General features: G+C 73.2%; 23 protein-coding genes. 12 read left to right on the forward strand and 11 right to left on the reverse strand.

Features of this window, described 5'->3' with window-relative positions; all coding sequences use genetic code 11:
* Window positions 1-103 precede the first annotated feature (103 nt).
* Window positions 104-1060: an NAD(P)-dependent oxidoreductase gene (locus ACSNOD_RS06965; protein ID WP_436765871.1), complete on the forward strand. Its 957-nt coding sequence runs from the start codon at window positions 104-106 to the stop codon at window positions 1058-1060.
* Window positions 1053-1961, forward strand: a complete 909-nt coding sequence (locus ACSNOD_RS06970; protein WP_436765872.1) for an NAD(P)-binding domain-containing protein — start codon at window positions 1053-1055, stop codon at window positions 1959-1961. Before ACSNOD_RS06965 ends, ACSNOD_RS06970 begins: the two co-directional genes overlap by 8 nt.
* A gap of 54 nt (window positions 1962-2015) precedes the next feature.
* Here ACSNOD_RS06970 and ACSNOD_RS06975 read toward each other — a convergent pair whose 3' ends face one another.
* The 3 genes from ACSNOD_RS06975 to ACSNOD_RS06985 all read right to left on the reverse strand — a co-directional run bounded on the left by ACSNOD_RS06975 (window position 2016) and on the right by ACSNOD_RS06985 (window position 4929).
* A complete protein-coding gene (locus ACSNOD_RS06975; protein WP_436765873.1) occupies window positions 2016-2576 on the reverse strand; it encodes a GNAT family N-acetyltransferase in 561 nt (186 codons plus the stop codon).
* A 75-nt stretch (window positions 2577-2651) separates the two neighbouring features.
* The gene (locus tag ACSNOD_RS06980) at window positions 2652-3908 is read right to left on the reverse strand and encodes a Cmx/CmrA family chloramphenicol efflux MFS transporter (RefSeq protein WP_436765874.1); all 1257 of its coding nucleotides are present in this window, start codon (window positions 3906-3908) and stop codon (window positions 2652-2654) included.
* A 493-nt stretch (window positions 3909-4401) separates the two neighbouring features.
* Window positions 4402-4929 (reverse strand): DinB family protein, encoded by a 528-nt coding sequence (locus ACSNOD_RS06985; protein WP_436765875.1) that lies wholly within the window; start codon window positions 4927-4929, stop codon window positions 4402-4404.
* Between the two features lie 149 nt (window positions 4930-5078).
* On the opposite strand from ACSNOD_RS06985, the gene ACSNOD_RS06990 reads away from it, so the two are divergent.
* On the forward strand, window positions 5079-5537 hold the full coding sequence (locus ACSNOD_RS06990; protein WP_436765876.1) for a protein-tyrosine phosphatase family protein: 459 nt from the start codon (window positions 5079-5081) through the stop codon (window positions 5535-5537).
* Window positions 5538-5654: 117 nt separating this feature from the next.
* Here ACSNOD_RS06990 and ACSNOD_RS06995 read toward each other — a convergent pair whose 3' ends face one another.
* Window positions 5655-6593: a GlxA family transcriptional regulator gene (locus ACSNOD_RS06995; RefSeq protein WP_436765877.1), complete on the reverse strand. Its 939-nt coding sequence runs from the start codon at window positions 6591-6593 to the stop codon at window positions 5655-5657.
* 208 nt (window positions 6594-6801) lie between these two features.
* On the opposite strand from ACSNOD_RS06995, the gene ACSNOD_RS07000 reads away from it, so the two are divergent.
* On the forward strand, window positions 6802-7491 hold the full coding sequence (locus tag ACSNOD_RS07000) for a DJ-1/PfpI family protein (RefSeq protein WP_436765878.1): 690 nt from the start codon (window positions 6802-6804) through the stop codon (window positions 7489-7491).
* 61 nt (window positions 7492-7552) lie between these two features.
* Complete coding sequence (locus ACSNOD_RS07005) at window positions 7553-7873, forward strand: hypothetical protein (protein WP_436765879.1); 321 nt, start codon at window positions 7553-7555, stop codon at window positions 7871-7873.
* A 255-nt stretch (window positions 7874-8128) separates the two neighbouring features.
* Here the strand turns inward: ACSNOD_RS07005 and ACSNOD_RS07010 are convergent, their stop codons facing one another.
* Window positions 8129-8458 carry a hypothetical protein gene (locus tag ACSNOD_RS07010; RefSeq protein WP_436765880.1) on the reverse strand — a complete coding sequence of 110 codons (330 nt, stop codon included), beginning with the start codon at window positions 8456-8458 and terminating at the stop codon, window positions 8129-8131.
* A gap of 260 nt (window positions 8459-8718) precedes the next feature.
* Between ACSNOD_RS07010 and ACSNOD_RS07015 the strand changes: the two genes are divergently transcribed.
* On the forward strand, window positions 8719-9906 hold the full coding sequence (locus ACSNOD_RS07015; protein WP_436765881.1) for a hypothetical protein: 1188 nt from the start codon (window positions 8719-8721) through the stop codon (window positions 9904-9906).
* A 77-nt stretch (window positions 9907-9983) separates the two neighbouring features.
* Here ACSNOD_RS07015 and ACSNOD_RS07020 read toward each other — a convergent pair whose 3' ends face one another.
* Window positions 9984-10601, reverse strand: a complete 618-nt coding sequence (locus ACSNOD_RS07020) for a flavodoxin family protein (RefSeq protein ID WP_436765882.1) — start codon at window positions 10599-10601, stop codon at window positions 9984-9986.
* A 116-nt stretch (window positions 10602-10717) separates the two neighbouring features.
* Between ACSNOD_RS07020 and ACSNOD_RS07025 the strand changes: the two genes are divergently transcribed.
* A complete protein-coding gene (locus ACSNOD_RS07025) occupies window positions 10718-11086 on the forward strand; it encodes a MerR family transcriptional regulator (protein ID WP_436765883.1) in 369 nt (122 codons plus the stop codon).
* Window positions 11087-11194: 108 nt separating this feature from the next.
* Here ACSNOD_RS07025 and ACSNOD_RS07030 read toward each other — a convergent pair whose 3' ends face one another.
* Window positions 11195-13672 (reverse strand): bifunctional serine/threonine-protein kinase/ABC transporter substrate-binding protein, encoded by a 2478-nt coding sequence (locus ACSNOD_RS07030; RefSeq protein ID WP_436765884.1) that lies wholly within the window; start codon window positions 13670-13672, stop codon window positions 11195-11197.
* A gap of 109 nt (window positions 13673-13781) precedes the next feature.
* Between ACSNOD_RS07030 and ACSNOD_RS07035 the strand changes: the two genes are divergently transcribed.
* Together ACSNOD_RS07035 and ACSNOD_RS07040 are read left to right on the forward strand one after the other, a co-directional pair.
* A complete protein-coding gene (locus tag ACSNOD_RS07035; RefSeq protein ID WP_436765885.1) occupies window positions 13782-14156 on the forward strand; it encodes a DUF4180 domain-containing protein in 375 nt (124 codons plus the stop codon).
* Window positions 14157-14189: 33 nt separating this feature from the next.
* A complete protein-coding gene (locus ACSNOD_RS07040) occupies window positions 14190-14987 on the forward strand; it encodes an inositol monophosphatase family protein (protein ID WP_436765886.1) in 798 nt (265 codons plus the stop codon).
* 90 nt (window positions 14988-15077) lie between these two features.
* Here the strand turns inward: ACSNOD_RS07040 and ACSNOD_RS07045 are convergent, their stop codons facing one another.
* Complete coding sequence (locus ACSNOD_RS07045; protein ID WP_436765887.1) at window positions 15078-16085, reverse strand: NAD(P)H-dependent glycerol-3-phosphate dehydrogenase; 1008 nt, start codon at window positions 16083-16085, stop codon at window positions 15078-15080.
* Between the two features lie 387 nt (window positions 16086-16472).
* Here ACSNOD_RS07045 and ACSNOD_RS07050 point away from each other — a divergent pair, with 387 nt between their 5' ends.
* Window positions 16473-16598, forward strand: coding sequence for a hypothetical protein (locus ACSNOD_RS07050; protein ID WP_436765888.1), 126 nt, complete (start codon window positions 16473-16475; stop codon window positions 16596-16598).
* A gap of 37 nt (window positions 16599-16635) precedes the next feature.
* Window positions 16636-17982 (forward strand): MFS transporter, encoded by a 1347-nt coding sequence (locus ACSNOD_RS07055; protein ID WP_436765889.1) that lies wholly within the window; start codon window positions 16636-16638, stop codon window positions 17980-17982.
* On the opposite strand, the gene ACSNOD_RS07060 is transcribed toward ACSNOD_RS07055, so the two are convergent.
* Entirely contained in the window at window positions 17942-18598 is a 657-nt protein-coding gene (locus ACSNOD_RS07060) for a maleylpyruvate isomerase family mycothiol-dependent enzyme (protein ID WP_436765890.1), read from the reverse strand. The genes ACSNOD_RS07055 and ACSNOD_RS07060 overlap by 41 nt on opposite strands.
* 88 nt (window positions 18599-18686) lie before the next feature.
* On the opposite strand from ACSNOD_RS07060, the gene ACSNOD_RS07065 reads away from it, so the two are divergent.
* Window positions 18687-19301, forward strand: a complete 615-nt coding sequence (locus tag ACSNOD_RS07065; protein ID WP_436765891.1) for a TetR/AcrR family transcriptional regulator — start codon at window positions 18687-18689, stop codon at window positions 19299-19301.
* A 30-nt stretch (window positions 19302-19331) separates the two neighbouring features.
* Here the strand turns inward: ACSNOD_RS07065 and ACSNOD_RS07070 are convergent, their stop codons facing one another.
* On the reverse strand, window positions 19332-19613 hold the full coding sequence (locus ACSNOD_RS07070) for a hypothetical protein (protein ID WP_436765892.1): 282 nt from the start codon (window positions 19611-19613) through the stop codon (window positions 19332-19334).
* A gap of 12 nt (window positions 19614-19625) precedes the next feature.
* On the reverse strand, window positions 19626-20707 hold a 1082-nt coding region (locus tag ACSNOD_RS07075), incomplete at its 5' end, for a terpene synthase family protein (protein ID WP_436765893.1).

Below are 20707 nucleotides of genomic sequence, written 5' to 3' on the forward strand. Positions count from 1 at the left end.
CGCACCGCCATACTCCCGACAGAGCCGGCCCGCATCGTGGGATCACGCCGAACGAACCGGTTCGGCGCGGTTGGAGCCCACGGCAGAGAGCGGGAGCGGGGACATGGCGGAGAACGAGAAGAACAGCGGAAAGTCCGGGGAGTACAGCGAGGAGCACGGGAAGAGCGGCGGGAACGGGGGCCACGAGCGCTCGGCGGTGTCGGTGATCGGCCTCGGGCAGATGGGGACCCGGCTCGCCCAGGCGTTCATCGCCGCCGGCTACGCCACGACCGTATGGAACCGGACCGCCGCCAAGGCCGACGCGCTCGTCGCCCAGGGCGCCGTGCGTGCGGACACCGCGCGGGCGGCGGTGACCGCGAGCCCGCTGGTCGTGGTCTGCCTGCCGGACTACGCGACCGTACGGGACCTGCTCGGGCCGGTGGCCGACAGCCTACGCGGCCGGGTGCTGGTGAACCTGACCTCGGGCACCCCCGAGGACGCCACCCGCGCCGCCGAGTGGGCGGCCGGACACGGCGCCGACTATCTGGACGGCGCCGCGATGAGCGGCACCCGGCTGGTCGGGCGCCGCGAGGCACTGTTCGTCCTCAGCGGCTCCCCGCGCGGCTTCGCCGAGCACCGCGCCGTGCTGACGAGCCTGGGCACCGCCGTCCACCTCGGCCCCGGCCCGGAGCTCGCGGCGGTGTACGACACGGCGCTGTTCGGCCTGGCGTGGGGCGCCTTGGCGGGCTTCTACCACGCCGTTGCCCTCGTGGGCGCGGCCGGCGTCGACCCGACCGCCTTCGCGGCGGTGGCGACCGGACACATGCCGTTCGTCACCTCGCTGATGGCCGATCACGCCCGTCGGATCGAGGACGGACGGTTCCCGAACGACGACGGCACCGTGGAGGTGCACGCGGCGGCGATGGAACACCTCGTCCACACCAGCAGGGCGCACGGTCTGGCCACCGATGTGCCGGACCTCTTCCGGAGCCTGCTGGAGCGGGCGGCGGCCGACGGGCACGGCGCCGACGGCATCGCCGGTGTCATCGGGACGATCACCAAGGGGGAGCGGCATGTCTGAGCAGGCCCCACCGCGCGTCACCGTCCTCGGCCTCGGCCGGATGGGCGCCCCGATCGCCTCCGCATTCCTCGACGCCGGCTACGTGACGACCGTATGGAACCGCACCCCGGCGAAGGCCGAGGCGCTGACCGGGCGCGGCGCCCTGCGCGCGGCCACCGCCGCCGAGGCGGTCGCGGCGAGCCCACTGGTCGTCGCCCCGCTCCTCGACCACGACGCCGTACGCCGCACCCTCGACTCCGTCGGCCCCGCGCTGCGCGGCCGCACACTGGTCAACCTCGCCAACGTCACCCCCGAGCAGGCCCGCGAACTCGCCGGCCGGGCGGCGGACCGCGGCGCCGCCCTTCTCGACGGGGCCATGATGGCGCTCCCCGAGACGGTCGCCACCCCGGAGGGCTTCTTCCTCTACAGCGGCTCCCGGGAGGTCTTCGCCACCCACCGGCGCGCGCTGGAGGTGATGGCGCCGGCCCACTACGTCGGCTCCGACCCCGGTTCGGCGGAGACCCACTCCCTGGCACTCCTCGGCACCGGCTACGCGGCCCTGACCGGATTCCTGCACTCCGCCGCGCTGCTGGACACGCTGGGCACCGCCCCGGAGGACTTCGCCCCGCTGGCGGCCCGGTGGCTGCGCGGCATGGCCGGCTTCGTGCCCGAGCTGGCCCGGGAGGCGGGGGCGGGGTCGTACGGGGGGCGGGGTCTCCACGGTCGATCTGAACCGGCCGGCGGTCGACGGCCTCCTCCGGCTCAGCCGGGCCCACGGGATCGCCACCGATGTCCTGGAGCCGCTGAAGTCCCTGCTCGACAGGCGCTCGGCCGACGGCCACGGCGAGGACAGCTTCTCCAGTGTCTTCGAACTGCTGCGGCCGCGGAACTAAGGCGTCCGCCGGCGCGCTCACGGAACTAAGGCGTCCGTCGGCGCGCCCACGGAAGCGAGGCGTCCGCTGGCGCGCTCAGGGAATCAAGGCGTCCGTCGGCGCGCCCGCCACTCCGGTGCGAGCACCGACCAGACCTCCTCGTCGTGCCGCACCCCCCGGTGGAGATGGCTCTGCCGCAGCACGCCGTCGCGCGTCATGCCGAGCCGCCGCGCGACGGCGATGCTGGGCTCGTTGCCCACGGACACCACCCACTCCACGCGGTGGATGCCCCGCTCCTCGACGGCCCAGTCGATGAGCGCGGTCGCGGCCCGGGTGACCAGGCCCTTGCCGGTGGCCGCAGGCTCCAGCCAGCAGCCCGCCTCGGCGGTGCCCTGCCGGACGTCCAGCGTGCGGAGGATGACGGCGCCGACCAGCGTGCCGCCGAGGCGGATGCCGTGGATGCGCCCGGTGTCGGCCGCGGCCTTCTCCGCGTACGCCCGCAGGAACGCCCGGCTCGACTCCAGGTCCGTGACGACATCGGGCAGCGCGTTGTGCTGCCCGATGAACTCCCGCCCCCGGTCGATATGGGCCAGGAACTCCTCGGCCTGCCAGGTCTCCAGCGGGCACAGCTCCGCGCCGTCGTCACCCAGGGATATCGCGTACATCGTCAACCTTCCGCGGTGGGAACTCGTACGTAGCGAAAGTGATCTTCGCACGGGTGGTGGTGCCCGGGGGGTCGGTCAGGAGGTGAGCGTCCTCCCGGCCGGCTCACCCCGGCGGGCCCGCACTCGCCGCACCGCCAGGGCCAGGCCCGCCGTGCCGAACGCGGCCGCCACCAGCAGCGCGCTGACCGACAGCGGCGCGCGGTGGCCGAGCCCCGCGCCGATCGCGGCGCCGCCCAGGGAGGGCCCGACCGCCGCGCCCACATTGAACGCGGCCGTCGCGAACGCGCCACCCAACGACGGCGCTTCCACCGCCTCGTACAGCACACGGGCGATCAGCGTGGACCCGACGGCGAACGAGAGCGCCCCCTGGACGAGGACGAGCGCGAACACCGCGATCGCGTGGTCCACGACGGCCGGGAACAGCAGCCAGCCGACGAGCAGCGCCAGGCCGCCGGGCACCAGGAGCCGCATCGGGCGCGCGTCCGACAGCCGTCCGGCGATCGTCACACCCGCGAAGGAGCCGATGCCGAAGAGCGCCAGCACCACCGGCACCCACGCTTCCGCCAGTCCGGCGGGGCCGGTGACCAGGGGAGCCAGATAGGTGAACGTACAGAAGGTGGCGCCGTTCACCAGGGCGCCCAGGGCCAGCAGGACGAGCAGCCGGGGGCGGCGCAGCGCCCGCAACTCGCGGCGCGCCCGGAAGTCGCCGGCCCGCGCCCCGGACGCCCCGGACGCCCCGGACGCCCCCGCGCCCGAGGGCCCCGCCCCGCGGCCCGTGGCCGCCGACGTCGTTGCCGGCACCCACCGCAGGATGGCGTGGAACGCCGGCACGGAGACGAGGGCCACCGCCCAGAACGCCGATCGCCAGCCCAGCAGCTGGCCCAGCAGGGCGCCGGCCGGCACCCCGGCGACGCACGCGAGCGTGACACCGCCGAGCAGGACCGAGGTGGCACGCCCCTTGGCGTTCGCCTCGACCATGCCGGCCGCCGTCGCGAGGCCCACGGCCAGGAACCCCGCGTTGGCCAGGGCGCCGACGGCCCGCGTGGCCAGCAGGACGCCGAAACTCGTGGTGATCGCGCCGACGACATGAGCGAGCACGAAGGCCGCCAGGAACGACAGCAGCGCCCGGCGTCGGCACCACCGCAGGCCGACGACCGCCGTCAATGGCGCGCCGACGACCATTCCGAGTGCGAAGACCGACGTCAGGGTGCCGGCCACCGGAAGGGACACCTGGAGGTCGGCGGCGATGTCCGGCACCAGGCCGGACAGCATGAACTCGGACGTCCCCTGGGCGAAGACCGCCAGTCCGAGCATGTAGAGAGCAAGGGGCATGAGTAAGGCTCCACAGCCGCGTCGAGAGTGGGTGACAGAACGCGGCGCACCGCGCCGTCGCCGTGGCGTGCGGACGGGCGTGAAGGCGGCCGTCCGGCCGGGCGCGCGCGGCAATCACCGCGAGAAGGGAACCGGAAACGGCAGGGCGGACCTCACCACGGACGGTGGCGACGGCCCTGCGGAATTCCGGGAAGACAGTCCCGTACGACGGCGATCCGGTGGCGCGCGGAGCGGAAGGGCGCGCGGCCTCGGAGGCGGCGGTTCGTCAGCCGACGACTCGGAGGGGGCGGCGCTTCGGCGCGGCGGGAGGAGAAGCCACCGAACGGCCGGTGGCTAGCGTCTTGACGCCTCGGGACTGGACATGGGGGCCACCCTAGGAAACGGAAGATCGGCTCGTCCAGCGGATTTTTGTGCGGGCGTGCTGCCGACCGAGCCATAAGAGGGGGCGCCCGCCGTTGAGGACCGGCCGGCGGGGCCCCGCCGGCCGGACGCGTCACGTCCCCGTGACCCCGTCGATGCGCTCCCTGATCAGATCCGCGTGGCCGTTGTGGCGCGCGTACTCCTCGATCATGTGGACCAGAATCCAGCGCAGCGAGACCTCCGGCTCACCCAGGCCGGCCGCGTCCTCCTCGGAGAGCCGGCCGCAGTCGTCCAGTGAGGCGTCGGCGGTCAGTTCGCGGGCGAGGTCGATCTCGGCGCGCCAGGTGGCCAGCGCCTTGTCGATCCCCTGCTCGGGGTCGAGCGTGAAGCCGTACGTCGCCCGGTCCCCGTACAGCATGGGCACGTCCTGGCGTGCGAAGACCCGCCGGAACCAGCTTCTCTCGACCTCCGCCATGTGCTGGACCAGCCCCAGCAGGGTCATCGGCGACGGCTCGGCGGAGGCCGTACGGACCTGTTGGTCGTCGAGCCCCTCGCACTTCAGCGCGAGGGTGGCGCGGTGGAACTCCAGCCAGCTGTCCAGCATGGAGCGTTCATCGGCACGTAATGGCGGGATCGGCCGCCCATCGGGTGTTCTGCGCATGCCGACACCCTGGCACGCCCCTCTGCCGATCAACAGGGGGGGGCCGCCGGTCGGCAGAGGGGCCGCCGCGCCCTGGCCATGTCGGCGGAGGGACCACCAATTCCCTGCATGGTTCGGCACGCCGTGGTCACGTGGTCGAGAATCGCGGCATGGGTAAGACATACGACCGAATCGACGGGGCCGGGACCTGGAAGGCCACCGACGCGGGGGTTCTGCGGCTCCCCTCCGGGCGCCTCGTGCGGGGCCGAGGGCTGCGCCACCCGCTCCCGGCCGGGTCGACGCCCACGTACGCCGTGTACCTGCTCGGCAAGCGGCCCCCCGAGGTGCCCTGGGACGCCCGGTGGCTGCGCTGGCCGGACTTCCGGCTGCCGAGCGACTGCGAGGAGGCCCGGGCCGTCCTGCGCGAGGCCTGGGCCCGCGCCGCCGACGAGCGCGTCGAAATCGCCTGCGGCGGAGGCCGCGGCCGTACCGGAACGGCCCTCGCCTGTCTCGCCGTTCTGGACGGGGTGCCGCCCCACGAGGCGGTGGATTTCGTGCGCCGCGGATACGACCGGCACGCCGTCGAAACGCCCTGGCAGAAACGCTACGTCCGCCGCTTCGCCGAGTGACGTGCGCGCGGGGCGGTGGTCGTGAGGCTGTCGCTGCCGTGCAGTGGGTGGGGCGGCTGAGCGGCGGAGGCGCTGTCAGTGCTCGCCCCTACCGGGCCGTAGGAGTACAGGGCGCCGTCAGCTGAAGGAGCGGCGGTAGGCGTGGGGGCTGACGCCGACGGTGCGTTTGAAGCGGTCGCGGAAGGCCGTGGACGAGCCGAAGCCGACCTGGGCGGCGATGCGCTCGACGGAGTGGTGTGTGGTCTCCAGGAGGTGTTGGGCCTGGCGGATGCGTGCGCGGTGGAGCCACTGGAGCGGGGTGGTGCCGGTCTGTTCGCCGAAGCGGCGGATCAGTGTCCGGGTGCTGACGCCGGCCCGGGCGGCGATGTCGGCGAGGGTGAGGGGGCGGGCGAGGTTGTCCTGCATCCAGAGGAGCAGCGGTTCGAGGGCGGAGCCCCGAGGGGTCGGCGCGTAGTCGTGGACGATGAACTGCGCCTGTCCGCCTTCGCGTTCGAGCGGCATGACGGACAGGCGGGCGGCGTCGGCGGCGACGGCCGAGCCGTAGTCGCGGCGGATCATGTGCAGGCACAGATCCAGGCCCGCGGCCGCGCCTGCCGAGGTGAGGATTTGCCCGTTGTCGACGTACAGCACGTCCGGGTCGACCTCGATGTCCGGGTGGTTGGCGGCCAGGAGACCGGCGGCGGCCCAGTGTGTCGTGGCCCGCAGGCCGGTGAGCAGGCCGGCGGCGGCCAGGGGGAAGGTGCCCGAACAGATCGAGGCGATGCGCGTGCCGTCCGCGGCGGCCGCTCGCAGCGCGCCGCGGACGTTCGAGGAGAGCGGGGCTTCCGGCGCGGCGGTGCCGGGCACGATGATCGTGTCCGCGCCCCGGAGCCCGTCGAGGCCCCAGGGTGCGCGCAGGACGAAGGCCCCGGTGTCGATCTCCTGTCGCTCGGCGCACACGCGGATCTGGTAGCCGGGGCGCCCATCCGGGAGGCGGGTGCGGGTGAAGACCTCGATCGGGGTGGAGAGGTCGAACGGGATCACCCGGTCCAGCGCGAGAACGGCGACGGTGTGCATGACCGGAAAGTACCCCGTCGCCGGACCACGGCTCCGGTTCCGGTGTCCGGATACCTCGCCTTCACCGCGGCTCAGTGGCCCCATCTCAGGCTTGGCGCTATCCCGTTGACAACTGTCACTCCTGCCGCTGGGAGGGGAGGCGGCAGCCGGTTTACGTTCGTGGCGTATTCAGCGCAGTCCGCCACTTCCCGAATCCGGAGGGCCCTCCATGCATGCTCAGATCGTCTTGTTCAACGGCTTCGACCCGCTCGATGTCATCGCTCCCTACGAGGTGCTGTACGCCGGCGGTATTGCCTCCGCGGGCGCGGTGAGCGTGGAACTGGTCTCCGCCGAAGGGCCACGCGAGGTGGTCAGCGGCACCGGCGGGCTGGCGCTGCGCGCCACTGCCGCCCTCGACCCCGGGCGTGCCGGCCTCATCCTGGTTCCCGGCGCCTCGGGCCGGGTCGGAGAACTTGGCGAGGTTCCTGACCACGACGCGGGGACCGGGGAGTGGCGGCAGGACGAGTACATCTCGGTACTGCTGGGCCGCACCCTGGCCACCGAGCTGCCCGCGCTGTTGAAGGCCGCGATGGAACATCCCGAGGTGACAGTCAGCGCCGTGTGCGGCGGGTCGCTCGTCCTGGCCATGGCGGGCCTGCTGGAGGGACGCCATGCCACCACCCACCACATGGCCATGGACATGCTCGGTGCTACGGGCGTCCACGCGGTGAGCGCCCGCGTCGTCGATGACGGCGACCTCGTCACCGGCGCCGGCGTCACCTCAGGACTCGACCTGGCCCTGTATCTGCTGGAGCGCGAGGTGGGCCCCCGGATCGCTCGTGCCGTCGAGGAGCTGTTCGCCTATGAGCGCCGCGGCACTGTCTGGCGACACTGCGGCCCGGAGCCCGTCCGATTCTGACCGCTGCCCCGCCCGCTGCACTGCCCGTTGGCACCACCGAACCGTCAGGAAGAACAGCAGCATGTCCGTCGAAGGCACGTGGGACCTGTCCATCGCCACCCCCATCGGTAGGATCAAGGCCGTAGCCGAGTTCCGGCGCGAGGAGGGTGTCCTCGTCGGAACCGCCCACGGGGCGGGAGAGGAAGTACCGCTCAGCGACGTTGTCCTCGACGGCGACCGGCTCACGTGGAAGCAGGCCATCACCAAGCCCATGCGGCTGAACCTGGTCTTCGCCGTGAGAATCGACGGCGACACTCTGACAGGTACGTCCAAGGCCGGACGCCTTCCGGCCTCGAAGGTCACCGGCGAGCGCCGCACCCTCCAGGCGGCCCCGGAGCACTGACTCTCGGGCAGCCAGGCTGCAGCCGGGGCCTGGCGCCCAGACACCGACGCGCTGCGCAGCGTCCTTACGCGGCCGGGTGCTGCTTCGCTCCCCACCCGTGGATGCGGCGTCGGCGATCGCCCCAACACAAGGCCCGCCGCACTGGGTTGCGACGGTCCGGATCGCCGCGATCCGGGGGTCAGCAAGGCAAGGGTCTCGTCGTGGTTCCGCCCGGTGACTCGGTGAGCGCGGCGTGCGGGAGGGCTCATCAGTCCTTCAGGTGGCCGGGTCCCCGGCAGGGCACCCGGCCCCGTAGGCGTTCGCGTGGATCGCGGTGCCCTCCCGGTCGCTGAGGTGGAAGCAGTGGCCGTTGGCCCAGATCGTGACAGCGTCGGGCCGGTGCTCGACCTCGAACGGCTCGTCGCCGTGCGACGTCCCACACCAGGCGTCGTCTCCCGCGCCGTCTTCCGCGGGCGAGTGGGTGACGACGACGCACGTCTCCTTCGGCAGGACCCGGTGGGTGTCCGCCCAGGGCTCCACCGTCAGCTCCAGCGGCTTCTCGCCCTCGTTGCTGACCACCAGCCGTGCTGTTCTCCCCGTGAACATTTCAGGACCCCGCTCGACTCTCGCGCCGTCACGCGCGCCACCGCAGGACATGCGGGTGGGCACAGCACGATCCTCACACGGGCCGGCTCCCCGGTCGGCCCGGCCGGCCCCTGGTCGCGGGGCCGCACCGTGGCGGTCCTTCCGACCGAGGGAACACCTGCCGACACGGAGCGGTTTTTCGTACACTTCCGTGCTGCGGGGGCGAGTGGCTACGCACTTGCCCCCGCGCCAGCGTGCCCTGCCGGTACGCTGGCGCAGTCATGAGATGGCGATACGGGCCCGCCGAGAACGCGGTCGTCGCCCGGCAGATGCGTGGCTTCTTCGCGGCCCTGCCCGCCGAAGCCCGTAAGAACCCCCGGCGCGTGGCCGCGCTCTACGCCGACTACGTGTTCCACCGCCGTCGGCACAACCTCGTGGACGACAAGCGCCGCACCGCCTCGCGCTTCCACGTCGGCATCGGGATCGGCCCGGGCGCCTTCGACCGCGTGACCAAGCGGGCGGTCCTCGTCTCCGACACGCTCCTGCTGTCCCACAACGGCCACGGCGCACCCCACCGGGTCGGCACCTTTCTGCGGCAGCCGCACCTCCCGAGCCCCGGTGCGGCCGAGGAGCCCTGTCGCCTTCCGGCGGGACCGTTCACCACCGAGATCCTGCGTATGTACTGCCCCGACATGGAGGACCTGGGGCGCTGGCTGCTGAACACGGAGCCGCTGCTGCGCGCCGGACTCGCGTGGTACCTGCCCACGTATTCCGTGAGCCGGGACGAGGCCTTTCGGGGAATGACGGGAGCCGACCTCTCCGCGGCCGCGCCGACCGTCGACCGCGCCGCGCCGACCGTCGACGGCACCGCGCCGACCGTCGACGGCGCCGCGCCCACGGCCCACTCGGAGGTGCCGGGGCTGCTGGACTTCCTCCGGACGGGGCGCCGTGTCGTCGCCCAGGGCGACACGCCCTCCCTGAAGAGCCAGGTCGTTCGTCCGGTCGTCGAGGACGTGGACCTGCCGTTCCTCGACGGCGTGCCCACCGACGTGTTCAGCGCCGTCACGGTCGAGGAATTCCACGCCTACCGCGCCTTCCGCAGCTGGCTGCGGCAGGAAATGCTGAACCTGGACACCGCGTTGAACGCCATGGAGAGCGAGCGAGAGCTGATGAAGATCAGCCTCCGCATCCAGGACGGGATGCTGGGCATGCGGTCCCGCATGGGCCAGGTCCGCCGCAAGCGCGCCGTGGCGGCGACCGGAGCGGTGATCGGAACGGTGAGCGCCACCCTGGTCGCCGTCCACGGCCCGGCGATGCAGGCGGCACTCACCGCCCTCCTCGGAGGCGCCACCGGCGGTCTGTGGGGCGCCCTCCAGGCCGGATCGGAGAACAGCCCCCGCACGCTCCGCGACGACGCGTGGTACTACGTATGGCAGTTGTCCCGGGCGGACCACAGCCGGACGCTGTGACGCCAGCTGCGGCCGCGGCCGCGCCGCGAGCGCGGCTCGACGGGGTTCCCGGACGGCACCGCCGGCGCCGGCGAGCCTCAGCGCTCGTAGGGGAACCGCGCGAGCGGCGTCTCGCCGGCGAAGAACGTCTTGGCGCGGATCAGCGCCCGCTCGTCGTTCCGCACCTGGCCCGGCCGGGAGCCGTTGCCGAACAGCACCCCGCCGAACCGCATCCGCATGTACGCCGCCGAGTTGTTGAGGGTGGTCACCAGGCCGTCGGCGACGCGCTCGTCGTCGTGCGCCATGGCCGTCACCCCCCACAGCGTCCGGCCCGCCATCCGCTCCATGAAGTCCGAGTCCGGCGCCGTCAGCCAGCCCGACCAGTAGTCCAGGTAGCGCTTGATCTGCGCGGACAGCGTGTACCAGTACAGGGGCGAGACGAGGACGATATCGGTGGCCGCCACCGTGGCCTCCCGCAGCGCCTCCTCCGTCTCGTCGACCGGCCAGGAGCCGGCCTCGTGCCGCCCGTCCTGGAAGTCGGGCAACGGCAACCGGTTGAGGTCCACCCACTGCTGGGGGATGCCGGGGGCCAACTGCTCGGCGGCCGCCCGCGCGAGGATCTCCGTGTTGCCGTCGGAGCGGGAACTGCCGAGAACGAAGAGGAACGAGCGGCCGGTCGCGGCCTGGCCGTTGGGGTCGACAACAGAAGACGTCATGCGTCACTTCCAGTCGTGCGTATCGATGGGGCGACGTGCGCGGAATTCTCGCTCACGAGGTGAGGTTAGAGCTTCACATCGGTGGCAAGGTCAACATCGGATGGGGGACTGGGCACATGCTGATCGGGGAGTTGTCCCGGCGTACGGGGGTCAGCCCGCGGCTGCTGCGGTACTACGAGGAACAGGGGCTGCTCGCCGCCGGGCGCGGCCCGAACGGCTACCGCACCTACGACGAGGGCGCCGTGGCCACGGTCCGGAAGGTCCGTGCCCTGCTCGACGCGGGGCTGACCACCGAGGTGATCCGTACGGTGCTGCCGTGCGCCCGGGGCGAGGGGCCGGAAGGACCGAGGTTCACCTGGTGCACGGAACTGCGGGACACGCTGGCGCGGGAACTGGCGGCCACGGACAAGCGCATACACGACCTCCAGCGCACCCGTAGCACCCTCGCCGGTTTTCTGGCGCAGGCCCACGCCCCGGCCGGCTGATCGGACGCGGCCCCGGCCTTCGCACCCGCCGCCGGCCCCCGCACCCCCGTACCCCCGGCCCCCGTACCCGTAATTCCGCACCGCCGCCACGCCTACCCCGTACCGCCCTCACGCCCGCCCGGGCGCGTACGGGGTGCCGTCCGCCGAGGTGACCGCGATGGTGGTGGTCCGGCCGCCGGGCTCCATCCGGATGAGGGGGATCGCCTTGTCCCGCGGGCCGCCGTCGCCGCCGATGGTGATCCAGCCGCTCGCGCCCGGCAGCCCCTCGCCCTCGCGCAGTGCGGACAGCGTCCGGTAGACGTCGGTGGCGGTGGGGCGTGACACCGCCGGGGTGCTCCGGATGGCCCGGGTGGCCGTCAGCAGGGCGTCGTACATCATGATCGCCCGGCCGTCGTCGAGATCGCTGCCGGGGAACGCGGCGGCGAACGTGCCGTCGCGGAACGGGGCGACGGCCCGCGGCGCGAACGCCTCGGGCGCCGTGTCCCAGGCCCCCGGGTGGGCCAGCCCCGTGTAGACGAGGTCGACCCGGCCGGCCCGCAGCGCCGCGTCCAGCTCCTCGGGGCCGAAGCCGTCGGTGCGGACGACCTGCGTGGTGTCGTCCCCCGAGAGCACGGTCAGCGGGCGGTCCCGGCACGGCCGTCCGGCGAGCGCGGTCAGAAAGGCGGGCAGCGAGGTGCCGCGGCCGGCGAAGTAGACGACGTCCGGCCGCGCGGCGCACATCTCGTCGAGCTGGCCGCGGAAGGCCCGGGTCAGGTGGGGCTGCGAGGAGTCGAACAGGGTCGGCTCCTCGTCGGCCAGACGGTCGGCCGGTACGCGGGCCCGGAACTGCGTGGCCAGGGTGCTGGTGTACTGGTCGCCCGCGGCGACGTCCTGGACGAGCAACACCCGGGCGTCGGCGTGCTCGCCCGTCGACAGGAAGCGCACGGCGGCGGCCGCCTGGTCGGCGTTGGCCGGCGCGACCCGGACGAGGCCCGGGGTGCCCGCCCATGAGTCGGCCGTCAGGACCGAACCGAACGCGGGCAGGCCGCCGGCCGTCAGGGCGCCGACCATGTCCTGGCTGGAGGCCGTGCTGCCACCCAGTCCGACCGCGGCCACGATCCGCTCGGCGCGCTGCCGGTGGAGCACCTGCCCGACGGTGTACTCCCGCTGCTCGGCCGTGCCGCCGGTCTGGGCGAACAGCAGTCTGATGCCGGCGCCGGCCGTGGCGGCCGGGTCGCGATTGGCCCGGCGCTGGGCGAGATACGCGCCCTCCAGGTCGTGCCGGACGCTCTCCATCAGGCTGGTGCCGTCGTACTCGGCGGTGATCGGCGTGAGATAGACGATCGTCGCGAACGGTCGCCCGCCCGGTTCGGCGGCCGCCGCGACGACCCGCCGGTTCTCCGCGTCGATCAGCCTCAGAACCGGTGCCAGGTCGCCGACCGAGGAGCCCGGCGACGTCGACGTGCCGGCCAACAGGCCGACACAGGTGCGGGTCGCGCCCTCCCCGATGCTCCGCAGCCCCTTGGCGCAGCCGGCGCCGCCCGGTGGGGCGGCGAAGCGTGGTGCGTCGCCCGGGACCACCAGGGCGACGAGCACGGCCAGGCCGGCGGCCAGCACCGCCGCGAACGGCCGTCCGCCCGGCCAGGGGCGGCGCCATGCGCTGCGCCGGGCGCCGTACCCCGGGCCGTGCCGGGTGCCGTGCCCCCGGCCGCGCCACGCGCCGCGGCGGGCGCCGTGCTCCGGGCCGTGTCGGGTGCCGAGCCGCCCGCCGGGCGCCCCGAGGGGCGGGTCGGGGTCGCACGCGCCCTCCTCCACCCGCGCGGCCAGGCGCAGCACCTCCTCCAACGGCGGCCGCCGGGCGGGGTCCTTGACCAGGCAGCGGGAGATCAGCGGGCCCAGCGGACCCGGTACGCCGGTCAGGTCCGGCTCCTTGTGCACCACGGCGAAGGCGGCCGCGATCGGCTCCCTGCCCGCCGACTCGGGGTCCTCGAAGGGGCTGCGGCCGGTGGCCGCGAAGGCGAGCACGGACCCCAGGGCGAACACGTCCGTCGCGGGGGAGATGCCGCGCGGGCCGTTCAACTGCTCCGGCGCCATGAACGCGGGCGTGCCCACCATGCTGCCGCTGCGCGTCAGCGCCCGGCTCTCCGCCACGGAGCGGGCGATACCGAAGTCGATCACTCGGGCGCCGTCGTCCGCCAGCAGGACGTTGCCGGGCTTCAGGTCCCGGTGCACGATGCCCTGCTGATGGATGTCGCGCAGGGCCTCCGCGAGCTGGCCGGCCAGCCGGGCGATCTCACTCACCGGCAGTGGGCCGCCGGACCGCACCCGTACGGCCAGCGACTCGGCGGGTACGTACTGGGTGGCCAGCCAGGGCGGATCGCCGTCCGGCGCGGCGTCCACCACGGACGCCGTGAACGCGCCGCTGACCTTGCGCGCCGCCGCCACCTCGCGCCGGAACCGGGCCCGGAAGTGCGGGTCGTCGGCGTACTCGGAGCGGATCACCTTCAGCGCGACCTGGCGGCCCGCGGGGCTGCGCGCCAGGTACACCACCCCCATGCCCCCGGCCCCGAGCCGCCGTTCCAGGGTGAACTCCCCGATCCGCCGCACCCGGACAACATACCCAATCCGGACCGGGCCCTTTCCCCCGCTCGTGGCGTCGCTTCATCCGCCCGTAATGAAGAGGAGCCGGCCCCGGGCCGGGCTGTACGGTCGCGGCATGACCAGCGAGAACTCCCCGACCCCGGCCGTTTCCCCCACCACACCCGTCCTGCGGTGCGCCCTCGACGGGCCGAAGCTCGACGGCGGCGGCGCGGCGCTCGATCTCATCGGGGAGGCGATGGGGTGCGGCGCCGAGGTCGTGGTGGTGCCGGTGGAGCGGCTGGGCGACGACTTCCTCTCCCTGCGTTCCGGCGTGTGCGGCGAGGTGATCCAGAAGTTCGTGAACTACCGCACGCGGCTGGTGATCCTGGGCGACATCGCCTCCCGCGTCGCCGAGAGCACGTCCCTGCGCGACTTCGTACGCGAGGCGAACCGCGGCACGCAGATCTGGTTCGTCGCGACGGAGGACGAACTCGGAGAACGGCTGCGGTAGTGCCTTGAGTCGGCGGAGCCTATGGTGCACCGCATGATCGACTCGTATGCGCGGTCCGACGACATCGACGTCGCGACAGCCGCGGCACGTGCCGGCGCGGACGTGGTGCGCGGCCTGTACGGCCGGCGACTGGCCCGGGTGGACAAGGGCGCCGGGGACTTCGCGACGGCCGCCGACGTGGCGGCCGAGAAGGCGATCCTCGGCGTCATCCGTGCCGCCCGGCCCGACGACGCGGTGCTCGGCGAGGAAGGCGGGCAGCGGGGAGCGGCCGACGCCGCGCGCCAGTGGCTGGTGGACCCCTTGTGCGGCACGCTCAACTACGCCACCGGCACGATGCTGGTGGCCGTCAATGTCGCGCTGCGCGGCGGGGCGGCGGCGGTGGCCGACCCGTTCGGCGGCGAGGTCTACCGCACGGACGGCGAGACGGCCCGGGTGCGGCACGACGGGGCCGACGCGCCGCTCGTGCCCACGGCGGCCACCGGGCTGGTCGACGTCAATCTGGACCCCCCGTTTCCGAGTGCGCCCGGCTTCCGGGCGGTGGACCTGCTGGCCCACCCCGGGTTCGGGGAGCGGTTCCGGCCGCGCGTCGTGTCCTCGACGCTGGCGCTGGCTTGGGTCGCGGCCGGCAAGCGTGCCGCGTACGTCACCGATGGCGGTGACCTGTCCGGGAGCGTGCACTTCGCCGCCGGCATCGCCGTGTGCCGTGCGGCCGGCTGCGTCGTCACCGGCATCGACGGCGCCCCGCTCGGGCGGACGGGCCGGGGGCTCGTGGCGGCCGCCGACGCCGAGACCCATGAGGCGCTGATGTCGCTGATCCGCGGCAGCGGTTAGGGGTTAGGGCGGTTCGCCGGAAAGGTCAGGAGGGCCCGCGGGAGAGAGTGGCGGGGCCCGCGGGAGCGGTTGGACGGGCGCCGCGGGCGGTCAGGTCGCGTACCGCTCCGGCTTGGGCGCCCGGCTCATGAGCGTGTGCGCGGCCTCGGTGACCGTGATGGTGCCCTGGACGACGGCGGCGACGACGTCGGTGAGGGGCATCTCGACACCGTGCCGGCGGGCGAGGTCGAGAACGGAGCGGGCGGAGGCGACTCCCTCGGCGGTCTGCCGGGTGCCGGCCGTGGCCTGAGCCACCGTCATGCCCCGGCCGAGGCACTCGCCGAAGGTCCGGTTGCGGGACAGCGGCGAGGTACAGGTGGCGATGAGGTCGCCGACCCCGGCCAGCCCGGAGAAGGTGAGGGGATCGGCGCCCAGCGCCGTGCCGAGCCGGGCGGTCTCCGCCAGCCCCCGGGTGAGCAGCAGCGAGCGGGCGTTGTGCCCCAGCCCCATCCCGGCGGCCAGCCCGACGGCGAGGGCGATGACGTTCTTCACCGCGCCGCCGAGTTCGCAGCCGACGACGTCGGTGTTGGTGTAGGGGCGGAAGTACGGGGTCAGACACGTCTCCTGGAGGGCCTTGGCGACGGTGTCGTCACGGCAGGCGACCACCGAGGCGGCCGGCTGGCGCGCCGCGACCTCCCGCGCGAGGTTCGGGCCGGAGATCACCGCGATCCGCTCGGCCGGCAGTCCGGCCACCTCGGCGACGACCTCGCTCATCCGCAGGCCCGTACCGGCCTCGATGCCCTTCATCAGGCTGACGACCACGGTGTGCGCCTCCAGCAGCGGCGCCCACCGGGAGAGGTTGGCGCGCAGGGACTGCGCGGGGACGGAGAGCAGGGCGTAGTCGGCGCCCGCGAGGGCCCGCGCGACGTCGGTCGTCGCCCGCAGGGACGGGGGCAGGGGGATGCCCGGCAGATAGCCGGGGTTCTCCCGCCGGCCGTTGATCGCGTCGGCGATCTCCCGGCGGCGGGCATGGAGGACGACCTCGTTCCCGGCATCGGCCAGGACGACGGCGAAGCCGGTGCCCCATGAGCCGGCCGAGAGCACCGCGATCCGACTCATGGACTTCTCCATCCCCGCGACGCGGGCCGCGCTTCCAGCCGCACGGCGCCCCCGCACGGCACTCGCCGCCACGGCGGACCCTATCGGCGCCCCCGGCGCCCGACAGGGCGGCGCCGGAAACAGCCCCGGAAGGGTGGGAGCAGGCGCGTTCGGCTGACAGCGTGGGCGGTCGGCCGCGCAATCGCCGAGAATCATCCGTGGTGGATGCATGCATGTGTATGGGTGCATCGGAACGGAAACCGCTCTTTGTTGCCCGTGCGTACATGATGCATGGGGCACCTATCACGTATTGACGGTCGATCCACGGGCCGCATAGTGTGCAACGCATTGATCGGTAAGGGCACTTCGACCGACCCTCCGCAGAAGGGCTTGGGCGCACCAATGTCCATGCGCACCGACGTGATTCTTGAGGGCACCACCCCCTCGCCCGACGGCGAGCGCGTGGTCGCGATGGGCGTCATGGCCGCCCTCGACACGAGCCGTACCCGGAACGGGCCACCGACGTCGCTCTGATCGTCGCGGCCCGGTTGTAACGGCAGGTTTCACGACCATGACACAGCCTCATCTCTCCGCCGTGCCGCCGCCCGCCGCCGGGCCCCCGGCGTCCCGCCTGTTCTTCACCCTCTTCTTCACCCTGACCTCCTTCGCCGAAGGCGGACAGGCCGTCGTCCTGCTGTGGCTCACCTACGCGCTGACGAGCAACGCCTTCCTCATCGGCGTGATGGTCGTGCTCGGCTATCTGCCCGCGGCGCTCCTCGGACTGCTCTTCAAGCGGTTCGCCGACCGGGGCCGGGCGAACCTGGTGGCCCGCGCCACCAACACCGTGCTGTCCGGCGTGTCGCTGCTTCTCGCGGTGCAGCACCTGTCCTCGGGCGACCATGTCGCGCTGTCGATCACGGCGATCGCGCTGAGCCAGATCGTGCTGTCGATCGCGAAGATGTTCAACAAGGCAGCGCTGAACCGGCTGATCCGGGCCTCGTTCGAGGCCGAGGCGGCCAAGAGCTTTCTGGCGATGTCCCAGTCGGCCTCCCTCATCGGCCAGGTCTTCGGCGCGGGGCTGGCGGGGGTGGCCCTCGCCCAGGGCTGGGTCACCGCCTCCCTGTTCTGCGCGGCGGCCGCGTACGCCGCGAGCGCGCTGTCCCTGGCCCGCGGCACGCGTGGGGTGGCGGCCCGGCGCCGGGGCGAGGAGCGGCGCCGGGGCGCGGAGCGGTTCGGGCAGCGCGCCGAGCACCGCGAACGCGGGGCGGACGGCCCGGGGCCGGCGCCCATCCACTGGCACTACGGGCTGGTCGCGGTGCTCGTGTTCTCCGTGCCGAGCAGCGGTGCCCTCCAGTTCCTGAACACCCTCCTCGTCCCGCTCGCCGACGCCGTCGCCCCCGGGCGGCCCTCGTACTACGCCCTACTGAACATCGTCACGGTCTGCGGCGGCTTCCTCGCCGGCATCCTGCTGTCGGCGTCCGCCGTGTCCCCCCGGCGCGTCCTCGCCTGGGCCCTGCCGGCCACCACGCTGCTGGCCCTCGCCCTGGCCGTGTTCGACAGCCGGCTCGTCGTGGCCGTCGTGGGGTTCGCGCTGTCGCTCGTCGTCACCTGCCATGTGATCTGCATGCAGGTGCTGACCAACCAGGTCCCCCAGGAGCACGAGGTCGGCCAGTTCGCCGTCGTCCGCAATGTCGTGGCGTCGCTCGCCAAGGCGGGTTACGCGTTCGCCGCCGGAACGCTGGCGGGGCTGTGGGGCGTCACCGTCGCCTCGGTGGTCCTGGCCGGTTCGACCGCGCTCTTCGCCCTCGCCTGGCTGGTGACGCGGCCACTGCCCCATGTGATGGGCCCGCCGCCCGACGTGTCGTCGAAGAGCAGGCTCACGCCGGAGGAGCCGAAAGCCGGGGCGGGGTCAGGGTGAAGCGCTCGGGCGCCTCGCCCTGAAGGTGGCCGGCCGGGAGCTTACGGCCGAAGGCGACGAGCAGGAGGTCCTGCGCGGCGCCGATCAGGGGCGCTCCGGTGCCGAAGGACCAGTCCAGATCGGTGGCGCGGAGCTCCACCCCGTCCAGGCGGGCCCCGAAGAACCGCGTGGACTTCGGCGTGACGGCGTCCAGGAGCACGCGCAGGCGGTCCTCGGGGACCCGGCGGTCCAGGCCCAGGGCGACGGTGATGTCCAGGCCGTGGACGACATCGTGCCCCAGCGCCGAGGTGATCCCGCCGACCGGCGGGGTCCAGGGGTGATGCGCGTTGTCCCTGAGCGCGGCGGCGAGTTCCTCCGTGGAGAGGACGGCCGCGTCCTTGCGGGCGCACCGATCGGTCATCCGGTGGAGACTTCCCCGGGCCTTGAGGAGTTCGAGGGCCACCGCGCCCAGGGAGTACCGGAACCCCAGGGACATATGGGCCGCCACCTCCCGTACGCGCCATCCCGCGCACAGGGTGGGCGCGTCCCACTCGGCGGCCGGCAAGCCGTCCAGCACCGCCGCCAACTCCCGGCGCTCCGCCGCGATCGCGGCCCTGATGTCCGTCCGTGCGTTCATGCGTGAGGTCTCCCGCCCTGCAGCCGTACTGGCCCGAGGTGGGTCGTCCACCCCGTATCCATAATCAGATTACTGTAATAATGAGATTATGAGAATGACCAGGGCGGAGACCAAGGAACGCAACCGCCGGGCCCTGATCGACGCCGCGCGCCGGATCGTCGCCCGGGACGGCCACCGCGCCCGGCTCGACGAGATCGCCGAGCAGGCCGGGCTGACCACCGGCGCCGTCTACTCGCTGTTCGGCAGCAAGAACGGCCTGATGACGGCACTGATCGCCGACGACCTCGGCCCGCACTACGACGACATCGAGCAGGCCGCGCCCGCCGAACTGACCCTCGTGGAGGCCGTCGACGCCTTCGCCCGCTACTACCGGCGCGTCTGCGACGACCCCGACGCGGTGCGGCAGCTGTCGTTCCAGCTCAGCCTCCAGGACATGGCCCTGCGCGACCCGGACATGCGGACCCGGTTCGCCGCGGCCGTCCGGTCGCACGAGGAGCGCCTGATCGCGCTGTTCACCGGAAGAGCGCACGGCGGCGGCACGGTGACCCCGCGCCAGGCCCGGCGCCTGGCCATCGCGGTCAGGGCGCTTCTCATCGGCCTCAGCCAGGGCGTCACCCTCGGCCTGGCCGAAGCGGCCCCGGAGTCGTACTTCGCCGACGCCGCCCGCGCCCTGACCGCCCCCGAGGTGCTCGGCCCGCCGTGACCTCGCGGTCCGCCCCGGACGCGTGGGCCTTCACAAACCGTGGATGGCCTCGCCCAGGTCGTCGCCGTAGGAGCCCCAGCAGATCACCGAGCCGTCGACATCGAGCTGGCCCATGTACCAATCGCCCTCGTCCCGCGCGAGGCACAGGCCACCGAACTGGAGGATGACATCGGGCCGGAGCGTCGTGTAGTCGCTCCGGTCCGCGTTCTCGATGACGACGAGCCGATCGAGGGAGAGCTCCGTGGCATTCCGGGCACCGGAGTGCGCGCGCACCCGCTCGATCGTCCATCCCTCCGGCAGACCTGTGTTCACCGGCACATGATCTCAGCAGGGGCCCGGCCGCGGCCATTCCTCGCTGGCCGGGAGATAGAGGGTGCGCCCGGGCGTGAGAATCACCGTGGCGCGGGTGCGGCCGTCCCAGATGTGTCCGCGGCCGTTGTAGCGGGGGGTGAGATAGGACCATTCGAGGTTGCCGGCGATCATCCACTCCAGGGCGTCCAGGTAGCGCAGGACCGCGGGGTCCTGCCCCGCCGGGCCGCCGCGCAGTCGCGCACGAAGGGAGTCGAACTCGTCCTCGACCCGGGTGATCGTGGCGGCGATGCGGTCGACGGCGGCCTGGAGGTCCCCGCCGTTGTCGGCCAGGGCGAGCCGGACCTCGTTCATGGTGTCGCCGCTGTACAACTCCTTGCGGTACGAGAAGATGTCGTTGACGCCGATCCAGTGGCGGCTCACCAGCGGGGCGAGCCCCGACAGCTCCGGGTGGTCCCGCAGCGCGACGGTCAGGTCGATGCCCAGTCCGAATTCGGCCAGGGGGTAGCAGCACTCCCCGATGGACAGGTTGCGGTACTTCTCGTAGGTGGCCAGATCGAGGGTGTCGGCGTCCCGGGCGAGGCCCCGCTCGGTGCGACAGGCGTCGAGGAACCCTTCCAGGCTGTGCCTGTAGCGCTCCCACAGAGCGTCGGGCATGACCGCGCGCGTCCGCTCCCGCAGCTGCCCGAAGACCCGGGTGTAAGTGGTCTCGGCAGGCACCTTTTCCCCGGCGAGAACCCGCGCCAGCGCGGGGACGCCGAGCCGTTGGAGCCGCTGGGGCGAGGCGTGGACGAAGACGTCGTCGACGCTGAACAGAACGTCGATCCAGCGGCAGATCAAGTCGATCCGGTCGTCGCGCGCGGTGGCGTACACCAGCAGGTTCCACAGCGTGGTGCGGTGATCCAGGAACTCGTCGAGCAACTGTGGGCTGTCGTACGCCTCGCGCAGGTGGTGCGCCAGCCAGGCGCGGCCGCGCGTCTCCAGCGCCGCGATGCCGGGGCGGCGCCGGGCGGGCAGGAAGCGGGGCAGCGCCGGAAGCCTGAACCACGGGTATCCGTCGGCCGCCCCGCGGGGTGAGCAGGAACCGCGGCACCGCG

It is taken from the genome of Streptomyces sp. URMC 123 (assembly GCF_051386515.1).
Lineage (GTDB): Bacteria > Actinomycetota > Actinomycetes > Streptomycetales > Streptomycetaceae > Streptomyces.

What these genes read in the sequence shown, in the direction of transcription:
- ACSNOD_RS06965 (WP_436765871.1), top strand. Translation starts at nt 104, where the DNA reads ATGGCGGAGAACGAGAAGAACAGCGGAAAGTCCGGGGAGTACAGCGAG.
- ACSNOD_RS06970 (WP_436765872.1), top strand. Translation starts at nt 1,053, where the DNA reads ATGTCTGAGCAGGCCCCACCGCGCGTCACCGTCCTCGGCCTCGGCCGG.
- ACSNOD_RS06975 (WP_436765873.1), bottom strand. Translation starts at nt 2,576, where the DNA reads ATGTACGCGATATCCCTGGGTGACGACGGCGCGGAGCTGTGCCCGCTG.
- ACSNOD_RS06980 (WP_436765874.1), bottom strand. Translation starts at nt 3,908, where the DNA reads ATGCCCCTTGCTCTCTACATGCTCGGACTGGCGGTCTTCGCCCAGGGG.
- ACSNOD_RS06985 (WP_436765875.1), bottom strand. Translation starts at nt 4,929, where the DNA reads ATGCGCAGAACACCCGATGGGCGGCCGATCCCGCCATTACGTGCCGAT.
- ACSNOD_RS06990 (WP_436765876.1), top strand. Translation starts at nt 5,079, where the DNA reads ATGGGTAAGACATACGACCGAATCGACGGGGCCGGGACCTGGAAGGCC.
- ACSNOD_RS06995 (WP_436765877.1), bottom strand. Translation starts at nt 6,593, where the DNA reads ATGCACACCGTCGCCGTTCTCGCGCTGGACCGGGTGATCCCGTTCGAC.
- ACSNOD_RS07000 (WP_436765878.1), top strand. Translation starts at nt 6,802, where the DNA reads ATGCATGCTCAGATCGTCTTGTTCAACGGCTTCGACCCGCTCGATGTC.
- ACSNOD_RS07005 (WP_436765879.1), top strand. Translation starts at nt 7,553, where the DNA reads ATGTCCGTCGAAGGCACGTGGGACCTGTCCATCGCCACCCCCATCGGT.
- ACSNOD_RS07010 (WP_436765880.1), bottom strand. Translation starts at nt 8,458, where the DNA reads ATGTTCACGGGGAGAACAGCACGGCTGGTGGTCAGCAACGAGGGCGAG.
- ACSNOD_RS07015 (WP_436765881.1), top strand. Translation starts at nt 8,719, where the DNA reads ATGAGATGGCGATACGGGCCCGCCGAGAACGCGGTCGTCGCCCGGCAG.
- ACSNOD_RS07020 (WP_436765882.1), bottom strand. Translation starts at nt 10,601, where the DNA reads ATGACGTCTTCTGTTGTCGACCCCAACGGCCAGGCCGCGACCGGCCGC.
- ACSNOD_RS07025 (WP_436765883.1), top strand. Translation starts at nt 10,718, where the DNA reads ATGCTGATCGGGGAGTTGTCCCGGCGTACGGGGGTCAGCCCGCGGCTG.
- ACSNOD_RS07035 (WP_436765885.1), top strand. Translation starts at nt 13,782, where the DNA reads ATGACCAGCGAGAACTCCCCGACCCCGGCCGTTTCCCCCACCACACCC.
- ACSNOD_RS07040 (WP_436765886.1), top strand. Translation starts at nt 14,190, where the DNA reads ATGATCGACTCGTATGCGCGGTCCGACGACATCGACGTCGCGACAGCC.
- ACSNOD_RS07045 (WP_436765887.1), bottom strand. Translation starts at nt 16,085, where the DNA reads ATGAGTCGGATCGCGGTGCTCTCGGCCGGCTCATGGGGCACCGGCTTC.
- ACSNOD_RS07050 (WP_436765888.1), top strand. Translation starts at nt 16,473, where the DNA reads ATGCGCACCGACGTGATTCTTGAGGGCACCACCCCCTCGCCCGACGGC.
- ACSNOD_RS07055 (WP_436765889.1), top strand. Translation starts at nt 16,636, where the DNA reads ATGACACAGCCTCATCTCTCCGCCGTGCCGCCGCCCGCCGCCGGGCCC.
- ACSNOD_RS07060 (WP_436765890.1), bottom strand. Translation starts at nt 18,598, where the DNA reads ATGAACGCACGGACGGACATCAGGGCCGCGATCGCGGCGGAGCGCCGG.
- ACSNOD_RS07065 (WP_436765891.1), top strand. Translation starts at nt 18,687, where the DNA reads ATGAGAATGACCAGGGCGGAGACCAAGGAACGCAACCGCCGGGCCCTG.